The organism is Amycolatopsis sp. WQ 127309, from assembly GCF_023023025.1.
In the GTDB taxonomy this organism is placed as follows: Bacteria; Actinomycetota; Actinomycetes; order Mycobacteriales; family Pseudonocardiaceae; genus Amycolatopsis.
On record NZ_CP095481.1, the window covers coordinates 7942133 to 7954566 of the forward strand.

General features: G+C 70.1%; 10 protein-coding genes. 8 read left to right on the forward strand and 2 right to left on the reverse strand.

The window, feature by feature from the left end:
* Nucleotide 1 precedes the first annotated feature (1 nt).
* Nucleotides 2–1147, reverse strand: a complete 1146-nt coding sequence (gene sucC / locus MUY22_RS35880) for an ADP-forming succinate--CoA ligase subunit beta (protein ID WP_247051610.1) — start codon at nucleotides 1145–1147, stop codon at nucleotides 2–4.
* Nucleotides 1148–1468: 321 nt separating this feature from the next.
* On the opposite strand from sucC, the gene MUY22_RS35885 reads away from it, so the two are divergent.
* The 4 genes from MUY22_RS35885 (at nucleotide 1469) to MUY22_RS35900 (ending at nucleotide 8050) form a co-directional block, all read left to right on the forward strand.
* Nucleotides 1469–3199, forward strand: coding sequence for a thiamine pyrophosphate-binding protein (locus tag MUY22_RS35885; protein WP_247051611.1), 1731 nt, complete (start codon nucleotides 1469–1471; stop codon nucleotides 3197–3199).
* Nucleotides 3200–3210: 11 nt separating this feature from the next.
* The gene (frc, locus tag MUY22_RS35890) at nucleotides 3211–4440 is read left to right on the forward strand and encodes a formyl-CoA transferase (RefSeq protein WP_247051612.1); all 1230 of its coding nucleotides are present in this window, start codon (nucleotides 3211–3213) and stop codon (nucleotides 4438–4440) included.
* Nucleotides 4441–6567 carry an acetate--CoA ligase family protein gene (locus tag MUY22_RS35895; RefSeq protein ID WP_247051613.1) on the forward strand — a complete coding sequence of 709 codons (2127 nt, stop codon included), beginning with the start codon at nucleotides 4441–4443 and terminating at the stop codon, nucleotides 6565–6567.
* Nucleotides 6568–6670: 103 nt separating this feature from the next.
* Nucleotides 6671–8050, forward strand: a complete 1380-nt coding sequence (locus MUY22_RS35900) for an OFA family MFS transporter (RefSeq protein ID WP_247051614.1) — start codon at nucleotides 6671–6673, stop codon at nucleotides 8048–8050.
* A gap of 31 nt (nucleotides 8051–8081) precedes the next feature.
* On the opposite strand, the gene MUY22_RS35905 is transcribed toward MUY22_RS35900, so the two are convergent.
* A complete protein-coding gene (locus tag MUY22_RS35905; protein WP_305879325.1) occupies nucleotides 8082–8819 on the reverse strand; it encodes a GntR family transcriptional regulator in 738 nt (245 codons plus the stop codon).
* Nucleotides 8820–9067: 248 nt separating this feature from the next.
* On the opposite strand from MUY22_RS35905, the gene MUY22_RS35910 reads away from it, so the two are divergent.
* The 4 genes from MUY22_RS35910 (at nucleotide 9068) to MUY22_RS35925 (ending at nucleotide 12433) form a co-directional block, all read left to right on the forward strand.
* Nucleotides 9068–10057 (forward strand): 2-dehydropantoate 2-reductase, encoded by a 990-nt coding sequence (locus tag MUY22_RS35910; RefSeq protein ID WP_247051615.1) that lies wholly within the window; start codon nucleotides 9068–9070, stop codon nucleotides 10055–10057.
* Entirely contained in the window at nucleotides 10054–10566 is a 513-nt protein-coding gene (locus MUY22_RS35915) for an NAD(P)H-dependent oxidoreductase subunit E (protein ID WP_247051616.1), read from the forward strand. Before MUY22_RS35910 ends, MUY22_RS35915 begins: the two co-directional genes overlap by 4 nt.
* A gap of 164 nt (nucleotides 10567–10730) precedes the next feature.
* Entirely contained in the window at nucleotides 10731–11549 is an 819-nt protein-coding gene (locus tag MUY22_RS35920; protein ID WP_247051617.1) for a hydroxypyruvate isomerase family protein, read from the forward strand.
* Nucleotides 11546–12433, forward strand: a complete 888-nt coding sequence (locus MUY22_RS35925) for a 2-hydroxy-3-oxopropionate reductase (protein ID WP_247051618.1) — start codon at nucleotides 11546–11548, stop codon at nucleotides 12431–12433. The genes MUY22_RS35920 and MUY22_RS35925 overlap by 4 nt, the downstream gene beginning before the upstream one ends.
* Nucleotide 12434 lies beyond the last annotated feature (1 nt).

The window sequence follows — 12434 nt, forward strand, 5'->3', positions numbered from 1 at the left end:
GTCAGACCTCCGCGATCGCGAGCTTCGCCGCTTCGCGCGCGGCGTCGTCCATGGTGGCCACCACGGTGACCAGCGGGTGCGCGGCTTGGTCGAGGATCCGCCTGCCCTCGGCCACGTTGTTGCCGTCGAGCCGCACGACGAGCGGTTTCGTGGCCCGCTCGCCGAGGACCTCCAGCGAGCGCACGATCCCGGTCGCGACGGCGTCGCAGGCGGTGATACCGCCGAAGACGTTGACGAACACGCTGCGGACCTGCGGGTCGCCGAGGATCACGGTCAGCCCGGCGACCATCACCTCGGCCGAGGCGCCGCCACCGATGTCGAGGAAGTTCGCCGGGCCGCGCGCGCCGACGTCCGCGGCGGCCGCCGCGACGACGTCCAATGTGGACATGACGAGCCCGGCGCCGTTGCCGATCACGCCGACGTCGCCGTCCAGCTTGACGTAGTTGAGGCCCTTCTCCCGGGCCGCCCGTTCCAGCGGGTCGCCGTCATGCGGGTCGTCGAACGACACCGAGCGGCGGAAGTCCGCGTTGTCGTCGAGGGTGATCTTGCCGTCCAGGGCGACGATCCCGGTGGTGGTGCGGGCCAGCGGGTTGACCTCGACGAGCGTCGCATCTTCGGCGACGAAGACGTCCCACAGCTTCTGGACGACCTCCGCGGCCTCCTCCCGGACGTCGGCCGGGAAGGCTTCGGCCACCGCGGCAGCGTCCACTCCGCGCACGGCGTCCACCGGAACCCGTAGCAGCGCTTCGGGTTTCGTCGCGGCGACCTCCTCGATCTCCATGCCGCCCTCGGTCGACGCCATGGCCAGGAACGTGCGGCCGGCGCGGTCGAGCAGGAACGAGACGTAGTACTCCTCGGCGATCTCGCTCGCCTCGGTGACGAGCACCCGGTGCACGGTGTGCCCCTTGATGTCCATGCCGAGGATGTCGTCGGCGGCCTGCTCGGCGTCGTCGGCCGCGCGCACGACGCGGACGCCGCCCGCCTTGCCGCGGCCGCCCGTCTTCACCTGGGCCTTGACCACCACCGGGCCGCCGAGAGACACGGCGGCGTCGCGGGCGGCGGCGGGATCGGCGGCGACGCGGCCGCGGGGGACGGGCACGCCGTGTTTCTCGAAGAGATCTCGGGCTTCGTGTTCGAAGAGGTCCATGCGGGGGCGTCCTTCCGCGGCGCTGCAGGGCAAGGAGGTCCGCCGTGTCCGGGCAGGCGATCGCACCCCGCGGGGCTGGCGAAAATCCCTGCGGATGGGCCTGGACACGGGCTGCTAGAAGGGTGACTATATGCCTACCCCATACGGTATGCAATCTACAGTCTGCCGCGAAGAGGCCGCTGACCTGGCTGTAACAACCGGACCTTCGGCCCGGGCCGGGGGCTCCGCCACCCGGAACCCCCGAAAAGCGGACCGGGGGAGCGGCGACGAGCGAATCACCGGGTCAGAGAAGACCCGGCGTGGACCAGAGGAGTCGAGCGAATGACAACCACAGGCACCACCGCGGGGGAGAGCGCCCGGGCGACGAACGGCGCCGAACCCGCGCCGGCGGAAATCTCGGGCGGCCACCTGGTGGCCAAGGCCCTCAAGGCCGAAGGCGTCGACACCATCTTCACGCTCTGCGGCGGCCACATCATCGACATCTACGACGGCTGCGTCGACGAGGGCATCAAGGTCATCGACGTCCGGCACGAGCAGGTCGCCGCCCACGCGGCCGACGGCTACGCGCGGATCACCGGCAAGCCGGGCTGCGCGGTCGTCACCGCCGGGCCCGGCACGACCGACGCGGTCACCGGCGTCGCCAACGCCCTGCGCGCGGAGAGCCCGATGCTGCTGATCGGCGGCCAGGGCGCGCTCACCCAGCACAAGATGGGGTCCCTGCAGGACCTCCCGCACGTGGACATGATGACGCCGATCACCAAGTTCGCCGCCACCGTGCCGCACACCGCCCGCGTCGCCGACCTGGTGTCGATGGCGTTCCGCGAGGCCTACGCCGGCGCGCCCGGGCCGTCGTTCCTGGAGATCCCGCGCGACGTCCTCGACGCGCGCGTCCCCCTGGAGAAGGCGCGCATCCCCGAAGCCGGCCGCTACCGCGCGTCCACGCGCAACGCGGGTGACCCCGCCGACATCGAGAAGCTGGCCGACATGCTGGTGCACGCCAGGAAACCGGCGATCCTGCTAGGCAGCCAGGTCTGGACGACCCGCGCGACGACGCCCGCCGTGGACCTGGTGCGCACGTTGAACATCCCGGCGTACATGAACGGTGCCGGCCGCGGCACGCTCCCGCCGGGCGACCCGCACCACTTCCAGCTCTCCCGGCGGTACGCCTTCGACAACGCGGACGTCATCGTCATCGTCGGCACCCCGTTCGACTTCCGGATGGGCTACGGCAAGCGGCTGTCCCCGGACGCCACCGTCGTCCAGATCGACCTGGACTACCGGACCGTCGGGAAGAACCGGGACATCGACCTCGGCATCGTCGGCGACGCCGGCCAGGTCCTCGCCGCGGTCGCCGAGGCCGCGTCCGCCCGCACCGACAACGGCTCGGTCGGGCGCAAGGTCTGGCTCGAGGAACTCCAGGCCGTGGAGGAGAAGGCGAAGCAGAAGCGGTTGCCGCTGCAGCACTCCGACGCGACGCCGATCCACCCGTACCGCCTCGTCCACGAGATCAACGAGTTCCTCACCGAGGACTCGATCTACATCGGCGACGGCGGCGACATCGTCACGTTCTCCGGCCAGGTCGTCCAGCCCAAGTCGCCCGGTCACTGGATGGACCCCGGTCCACTCGGGACACTCGGCGTCGGCATCCCGTTCGTGCTGGCCGCCAAGCACGCCCGGCCCGACAAGGAGGTCGTCGCCCTGTTCGGCGACGGCGCGTTCAGCCTCACCGGCTGGGACTTCGAGACGCTCGTGCGGTTCGACCTGCCGTTCGTCGGGATCGTCGGCAACAACTCGTCGATGAACCAGATCCGCTACGGCCAGGCCGCGAAGTACGGCCTGCCCCGCGAGCGCGTCGGCAACACCCTCGGCGACGTCCGGTACGACGAGTTCGCCCGGATGCTCGGCGGGTACGGCGAAGAGGTCCGCGACCCGGCCGGCATCGCGCCGGCGCTGCAGCGGGCCCGCGAGTCGGGCAAGCCGTCGCTGATCAACGTCTGGGTCGACCCGGACGTGTACGCCCCCGGAACCATGAACCAGACCATGTACAAGTGAGCGGAGACAAGATGGGTAAGGCACTGGAGGGCGTCCGTGTCCTCGACATGACGCACGTGCAGTCCGGTCCGTCGTCCACGCAGCTGCTCGCCTGGCTCGGCGCGGACGTGATCAAGCTGGAAACCCCCGGCCGGGGCGACATCACGCGCGGCCAGCTGCGCGACCTGCCCGGGGTGGACAGCCTCTACTTCACGATGCTGAACGCCAACAAGCGCAGCATCACCCTCAACATGAAGAGCGACGAGGGCAAGGAAGTCTTCGAAAAGCTCGTCTCCGGTGTGGACGTCCTGGTCGAGAACTTCGGCCCGGGTGTCGTCGACCGGTTCGGCTACCCGTGGGAGAAGCTGGCCGCGCTCAACCCGCGGCTGATCTACGCCTCCATCAAGGGGTTCGGTCCCGGCCGTTACGCCGACTTCAAGGCCTACGAGGTGATCGCGCAGGCCATGGGCGGCGCGATGAGCACCACCGGCTTCGAGGACGGCCCGCCGACGGCGACCGGCGCGCAGATCGGCGACTCCGGCACCGGCATCCACCTGGTGGCCGCCATCCTCGCCGCGCTGTACCAGCGGACGTCCACCGGCCGCGGCCAGCGCGTCCAGGTCGCCATGCAGGACGCCGTGCTCAACCTGTGCCGGGTGAAGCTGCGCGACCAGCAGCGGCTGGCGCACGGGCCGCTCGGCGAATACCCGAACGACCACTTCGGCGACGAGGTCCCGCGCTCGGGCAACGCGTCCGGCGGCGGCCAGCCGGGCTGGGCGGTGAAGTGCGCGCCGGGCGGGCCGAACGACTACATCTACGTGATCATCCAGCCCGTCGGCTGGGCCCCGCTCACCCGGCTGCTCGGCAAACCCGAGCTGGCCGAAGACCCGGCCTGGTCCACTCCGGAAGTCCGGCTGTCCAAACTGGACAAGGTGTTCGCGCTGGTCGAGGAGTGGACCGAGACGCACACCAAGTGGGAGGTGATGGAGGCGCTCAACGCGCACAGCATCCCGTGCGGGCCCATCCTGTCGACGCAGGAGCTGATCGAGGACGAGACCCTCGCCGCGCTCGGCTCCGTCGTCGAGGTCGCGCACCCGGAGCGGGGCAGCTTCAAGACCGTCGGCTGTCCGCTCAAGCTGTCCGACTCGCCCGTCGAGATCGAACGCTCGCCGCTGCTGAGCGAGCACACCGACGAAGTGCTCGGCGAACTCGGTTACGGCGAAGCCGAGCTGGACAAGCTCCGTTCGGCCGGGGTGATCTGAGTGGCGGATCGCGCGGCGGTCGAGAAGATCCTCGAGCAGGCGGCGGCCGAGGGACGGTCTTCGCTGACCGCGCCCGAGGGGCGTGCGGTGTGCGAGGCGTACGGCATCCCGACGCCGGCCGAGCGGCTGGCGGCCACGGCCGAGGAAGCCGTGACGCAGGCGCTGGAGATCGGGCTGCCGGTGGTGCTCAAGATCGTCTCCCCGGACATCCTGCACAAGACCGAGGCCGGCGGTGTGTTCGTGGGCCTCACCGATCCCGAATCGGTGTCGGCCGGGTTCGCGAAGATCATCGAAAACGCGCACGCGTACAACGCCGACGCGGAGATCCTCGGCGTCCAGGTGCAGCGGATGCTCACCGAGGGCCAGGAGGTGATCATCGGGTCGGTCACGGACCCGACGTTCGGCAAGATCGTCGCCTTCGGCCTCGGCGGCGTGCTCGTGGAAGTGCTCAAGGACGTGACGTTCCGGCTGGCGCCGACCAGCACCGAGGAAGCGCTTTCGATGCTCGACGGCATCCAGGCCGCGGAGATCCTGCGCGGGGTCCGCGGCGCCGAACCGGTCGACCGGGACGCGCTGTCGGGGGTGATCCACGCCCTCGGGCAGCTGGTCACCGACTTCCCCCAGCTGTCCGAAGTGGACCTCAACCCGGTGCTCGCGACGCCGTCCGGCGCCACCGCCGTCGATGTCCGGATCCTGGTCGACCCGGACGCGGCGAAGGAGCCGGTCCGGTTCACCCAGGAGGAGATCCTCGCGTCGATGACGCGCATCATGAAACCGGCGTCGATCGCGGTGATCGGGGCGTCCGCCGAGGCCGGGAAGATCGGCAACTCGGTGATGAAGAACCTGGTCAACGGCGGCTACGCGGGGGAGATCCACCCGATCAACCCCAAGGCCACCGAGATCCTCGACCGCAAGGCCTACGCGAGCATCGTCGACGTCCCCGGTGACGTCGACGTCGCGATCTTCACCATCCCGGCGAAGTTCGTCGCGGCCGCGCTGGAGGAGGCGGGCGCGAAGGGCGTCGCCGGCGCGATCCTCATCCCGTCCGGCTTCGGCGAGACCGGCAACATCGCGCTGCAGGACGAGGTCGTGGCGATCGCGCGCAAGCACGGCGTCCGCGTGCTCGGGCCGAACATCTACGGCTACTACTACACGCCGGAGAACCTGTCGGCGACGTTCTGCACGCCCTACGACGTCAAAGGAGGCGTGGCGCTCTCGTCGCAGAGCGGCGGCATCGGGATGGCGATCCTCGGGTTCAGCCGCTCGGCGAAGATGGGCGTGTCCTCGATCGTCGGCGTGGGCAACAAGGCCGACATCGACGAGGACGACCTGCTCACCTTCTTCGAGCAGGACGAGCACACCGAGCTCATCGCCATGCACCTCGAAGACCTCAAGGACGGCCGGTCGTTCGCGGAGACGGCGAAGCGGGTGTCACGGCGCAAGCCGGTCGTGGTGCTCAAGGCGGGCCGGACGTCGCAGGGTGCGAAGGCGGCGAGTTCCCACACCGGCGCGCTGGCCGGGAACGACAAGGTCTACGACGACATCCTGCGCCAGAGCGGCGTCATCCGGGCACCGGGGCTGAACGACATGCTCGAGTACGCCCGGGGCATCCCGCTGCTGCCGACGCCGAAGGGCGAGAACGTCGTCATCATCACCGGTGCGGGCGGCTCCGGCGTGCTGCTCTCGGACGCCTGCGTCGACAACGGCCTGAGCCTGATGGAGATCCCGCCGGACCTCGACACGGCGTTCCGGAAGTTCATCCCGCCGTTCGGCGCGGCGGGCAACCCGGTGGACATCACCGGCGGCGAGCCGCCCTCGACCTACCGCAACACGATCGCGCTGGGCCTCGAGGACGACCGCATCCACGCCCTGATCCTGGGCTACTGGCACACCATCGTCACCCCGCCCATGGTGTTCGCCGAGCTGGTTTCCGAGGTCGTCGCCGAGTACCGCGCGAAGGGCATCCACAAGCCCGTCGTCGCGTCGCTCTCGGGTGACGTCGAAGTCGAGGAAGCCAGCGATTACCTCTACCAGCACGGGGTCGTGGCCTACCCGTACACGACCGAGAAGCCGGTCGCGGTGCTCGGCGCGAAGTACCGCTGGGCCCGGGCCGCGGGACTGCTTTGAAGTACCTCCACAGGGGCTGTTCCCACAACCAGGAAAGGACGAAGATCCACCGCACGACGGCACGCAGAGGGACATGAGTCAACGGTGACGAAAGAGAACTCTTATGACCGCAGCGACGTACCAGGAGATCGTTGACGAGAACGGACGGGTCTACCGAGTAGGCGAGACGCCGCAGGACATCATGGGGCGTTCGCGAAGCTGGATGGTGTGGCTGCCCTGGATCGCCATGATGGCGGTCAGTGTCTTCGAATACGGCTGGGGCGCCGTCGAAGGCACCCTCGAAGAGAAGTACGGCTGGTCGCTCAGCGACGCGTTCTGGCTGGCCAGCATCTGGGCCGTGTTCCAGGCCGGCGTCGCGTTCCCGGCGGGCCGGCTGCGCGAGAAGAACATCATGTCGGCGAAGACGGCCATGCTGGCCGGCGCGGTGTGCAGCGGCATCGGCTACTTCACCATCTCCCACAGCGGCAACCTGGCCGTGGCCTTCATCGGCTACGCCGTGCTCGGCGGGACCGGGGCCGGGCTGGTGTACGCGACCTGCATCAACATGGTCGGCAAGTGGTACCCCGAGAAACGGGGTGCGAGGACGGGCTTCGTCAACGGCGGGTTCGCCTACGGCGCTGTCCCGTTCATCTACGTGTTCGCCGCGTTCCTGACGCCGACAAACTACACGGTGATCCTCGACGTCATCGGCGTCTACATGCTGCTGGTCGTCGGGGTCTGCGGGTTCCTGTTCAAGGACCCGCCGAAGAGCTGGTGGCCCCAGGAGGTCGACCCGAAGAACTGGGCCGCGAACCGGCGGACCAAGAGCGGCGGCCTGGCCAAGAACCCGCCCGCGGTGAAGCAGTTCTCCCCGATGGAGGCGATCCGGACCGGCATGCTCCCGCTGATGTGGGTGTGCCTGGTGATCATCGGCGGGGTTTCGCTGTTCGGCATCAACTTCCAGGTGCCCTTCGCCAAGGAGAGCGGGTTCGGGGCGTTCGTCGCGGCGTCGTCGGCCGGGGTGCTCTCGATCGTCAACGGCACCGGCCGCGCCGTGGTCGGCTGGGTGTCGGACCGGATCGGCCGGCGGCAGACGCTCACCGTCGTGCTGGTGATCGCCGGTGGTGCGCAGTTCGGCGTGATGTACGCCGGCAACACGCACAACCTGGTGCTGTTCATGGTGTTCGCGTTCCTGACCGGGTTCGGCGGCGGGGCGTTCTACCCGCTGTTCGCCGCGCTCGTGCCGGACTACTTCGGCGAGAACAACAACGCGTCGAACTACGGCCTGGTCTACAGCGCGAAACTGATCGGCGGCGTCGGCGGTGGTGGCCTCGCCGCGGGGGTCATCAGCGCGTGGGGCTACACGGGTGCGTACATCCTCGCCGGGTGCATCGCGCTGCTGTCCGCGGTGCTGACGCTCTTCCTGCGCCAGCCCAAGCGGACGCACCACCAGCTCGCCGAAACCGAGCTGGTGGCGCGACCTTCCGCCGCTACCGGCGGCTGATCCGGTATCTCGCGCCCCGGTCCTGCGGACATCAGGACCGGGGCGCGTCCGGACGTTCGTGGTAGGCCTGGCGGGTCCGTTCGGTGTGCTTGGTCATGATCTTCTCGGCCGCTTCCTCGTCCTCCATCGCGATCGCGGTGATCAGCTCTTCGTGCTCGTGCCAGGCGTCCTGCCCACGGGGCCGGGCGATCGGCGTGTAGTACCAGCGAACCCGCCGGTCGACGAGGCCGATCAGTTCCGCCAGGACGGCGTTGCCGGACAGCTCGGTGATGAACGCGTGGAGAGCGGCGTTGGCCGCCACCAGGCCTTCGGTGTCTTCGGCCTTGAGCGCCTTGACGCCGACGTTCTGCAGTTCCCACAGGCGTTTGACGTCGTCCGCGGTGGCCCGGCCGGCGGCGAGCTTCGCGGAGTGCGTCTCCAGCACGCTGCGGACGCTCAGCAGCTGGTCGGCCTCTTCGTCGGTGGGCAGGTGCACGAACGCGCCCTGCGCGGGGCGGAGGTCGACCCAGCCTTCACTCTGCAGCCGCTGCAGGGCCTCGCGGACGGGCTGGCGGCTGACGCCCAGGTACTCGGCCAGGTCGGCTTCGACCAGGTGCTGCCCGGGTTCGAGGGTGCGGTTGATGATCAGCTCGGCGAGGGCCTCGTAGACGACCTGACGCAGCGGAGCCGGTCGCTCGACGCGCTTGGCGCGGGTCGAGCCGAGCGCGCCCTTGGCCGTGCGGCGGCCGGTCGGGCCGCGATCGGGGAGCGGGGAAGCGGGCTGGCTCACGGGACACCTCGAGACGGAGTGGAACACGGCTGTCTGCTTTCAGGATACAGGTTTTGGTATGCAAAATCCCGGAATCTCACCCGGAGCGGGCGTTTTCGGTCGATGTGGATCAGCGGCCACCAGCGGAAATGACCGGTTGTGCCGGATTGTCACGCTTCGCTGCACCGCCTGGGTGGCAAACCTGGTTCCAATTGTGGATTCAGGATACTGTATGCAATCACGTGCTCGACCGGAGTGGGAGGCGCATCATGAAGGTGGCTGTTCTCGGAGCCGGGGCGATCGGCGCCTACGTCGGGGCCGCGCTGCACCGCGGCGGGACCGAGGTGCACCTGATCGCCCGGCGGGCCCACCTCGCGGCGATGCGCGAGCACGGCGTCCGCGTGCTCAGTCCGCGCGGCGACTTCATCGCGCACCCGCACGTCACGGACGACGCGGGCGAAGTCGGCGAGGTCGACTTCGTCTTCCTGGGCCTGAAAGCGAATTCCTACGCCGGCAGCGGCCCGCTCCTCGCGCCGCTGCTGGGCCCGGAGACGGCCGTCGTCGCCGCGCAGAACGGCATCCCGTGGTGGTACTTCCACGGCCTGAAGGGACATCCGCTCGAAGGCCGCCGCGTCGAAACCGTCGACCCGGGCGGCGCGGTGACGGCCGTGCTGGAGCTGCGTCGCGCGATCGGCTGCGTCGTCTACTGCTCGACGGTGATCGAGGAACCCGGCGTGATCCGGCACCTGGAAGGCACCCGGTTCTCCCTCGGCGAACCGGACGGCGAGATCTCCGCGCGCTGCACGGACTTGAGCGCGGCGATGGTCGCCGGCGGCCTCAAGGCGCCGGTGGAACCCGCGCTGCGCAACGACATCTGGGTCAAGCTGATGGGCAACGTCGCGTTCAACCCGCTCTCGGCGCTGACCCGGGCGACCATGGCGCAGATGTGCGAGCACGACGACACCCGCGCGCTGGTCGCCACGATGATGACCGAAGCGCTGGAGATCGCCCGCGCGGCGGGCAGTGATCCGCAGGTGTCGGTGGAGAGGCGCATCGACGGCGCCTGGCGCGTCGGCCACCACAAGACGTCGATGCTGCAGGACCTCGAAGCCGGCAAGCCCCTGGAGATCGACGCGATCATCGGCGCCGTCGTCGAGCTGGCCGAGCTGACCGGCGTCGCGGCACCCGCGCTACGGCACGTCCACGCCGCCGTCGGCCTGCTCGACCGCACGGTCAACGCCCCGGTCCCGGTCGGATGACCGTCGAATTCCCCGACGTCCGGCAGGCCCGCGAGGAACGCGAGGTGATCGGCGGGTTCGCCGGTTGCGACCAGCTGCTGCCCGTCCTGCACGCGGTCACCGACCGGATCGGCTGGATCAGCCCGCACGCCCTGAGTCTCATCGCGTCGGCGTTGGGGGTACGGCCGGCCGAGGTGGCGGAGGTCGCTCACGCTCACCCGCGGTTCTCGCTGGCGGAGCGCCCGGGACGGCAGCTGCGCGTGTGCACGGACGTCGCCTGCCGGGACGCCGGAGCGGACACCGTGTGCGACGTCCTCGCCGAGCACGTCGGCGCCGCGGGGAAGGCGGTCGCCGGGGTCATGTGGCTGCGCAGCCCGTGCCTCGGCGCCTGCGAAGAAGCCCCCGCGGCGCTGGCGTTCCAAGCCGGCGACCCGCCGGTGACCGAACGGCTCGCCCCGGCGACGGGCGCGTCGGCGGTACTGAGCACCCGGCGCCCGTTGGCGCCCGGGTCCGATGTGGACGGCTCCTAGGCGTACGCGCGCCGCGTCCGGCTGGAATACGGCCGCGAGAAGCGCTGAGGATCCCTGCCGCGCCGCGATCGAGGGCGGGCCGGCACCCGTTGACCTCAGTGCAGGTCGCGAGCTATTCTCGATATGCGAAAGAAAAATTCCGGATAGCGAAATTTGAGGACACGATGCCAGAAGAGGGGCACACCCTGCCGTACGTCGCCAACCTGTCGATCCTGTTCAAGGAGGTACCGCTGCTCGACCGGGCGGGAGCGGCGCGCGCGGCGGGCTTCACCGACGTCGAGTACTGGTGGCCGTTCGACGTGGCGGTCCCGGCAGGGGACGAGGTCGACGCCTTCGTCGCGTCGCTCGAAAACGCGGGTGTCCGGCTGCGCGGGCTGAACTTCTACGCCGGCGACATGGCGGCGGGGGAGCGGGGCCTGGTGTCGTGGCTCGGCCGGGAAGCCGAGTTCGCCGACAGTCTCGTCGTCGCGCTCGGCATCGCCGAACGCACCGGGTGCCGCAGCTTCAACGCACTCTACGGCAACCGGCTCGACGGCGAAGACCCCGCCAAGCAGGACGACCTGGCGCTGGTCAACCTCGCGAACGCGGCCGAAGGCGCGGCGAAGATCGGCGCGCAGCTGGTCCTCGAACCGCTCTCCGGCGCGGACCGCTACCCGCTCAAGACCGCCGCGGACGCCGTGGCCGTGCTCGACGACCTCGGGCGCGGCAACGTGCGGCTGCTGGCCGACCTGTACCACCTGGCAGTCAACGGCGACGACCTGGACGCCTTGTCGACGACCCACATCGCCCGGATCGGGCACGTGCAGATCGCCGACGCGCCCGGGCGCCACCAGCCCGGCACCGGGACCGTCGACCTCGGCGGCCACCTGCTGAGGCTGCAAAAAGCGGGCTACGCCGGGTTCGTCGGGATCGAGTACGTCCCGGAACCCGGCACCCTCGCCTCGCTGGACTGGCTGCCGATCACCCGAAGGGGACGAGCATGAAACTGGGATTCATCGGACTGGGCGTGATGGGCGCGCCGATGGCCGCGCACCTGGTCGCGGCCGGGCACGACGTCAGCGGCTTCGACGTCACCGCCGCGGCCGGCGAGAAGCTGCAGGCCGCCGGCGGGCGCGCCGCCGGCGACGTGGCCGACGCGGTGGCCGGGGCGGAGGTCGTGATCACGATGCTGCCGAACCACCCGCAGGTCGAAGCGGTCGCGCTCGGCGACGGCGGGGTCCTCGCCACCGCCGCGCCCGGCACGCTGCTGATCGACATGAGCACCATCCGGCCCGAGACGTCGATCGAGGTCGCGAACGTCGCGCGGGACAAGAGGATCCGCGTGCTCGACGCGCCTGTGTCCGGTGGCCAGGCCGGCGCCGAGCAGGCCGCGCTGTCCATCATGGTCGGCGGCTCCGAAGAAGACTTCGCCGCCGCGAAGCCGCTGTTCGAGGCGCTCGGCAAGACCATCGTGCACGTCGGTCCGCACGGCGCCGGCCAGGTCGTGAAGGCCGCCAACCAGCTCGTGGTGGGCGGGATCTACGGCCTGGTCGCCGAGGCGATCGTGCTGCTGGAAGCGTCCGGAGTGGACGCCGCCACCGGGCTCGACGTGCTCGCCGGCGGCCTGGCCGGCAGCCGGATCCTCGAGCTCAAGCGCAAGTCCATGGTGGACCGCCAGTTCGCGCCCGGCTTCCGGATCGACCTGCACCACAAGGACATGGGGATCGCGCTGGCCGCCGCCCGGCAGGCCGACGTCGCGCTCCCGCTGACGGGCCTGGTCGCCCAGCTCGTCGCCGCCGGCCGTGCCATGGGGTACGGCTCCCTGGACCACTCGGCCCTGCTCAAGGTCGTCGAACAGTTGTCGGGCCGCGTCCCGGCGGAGGTGTGAC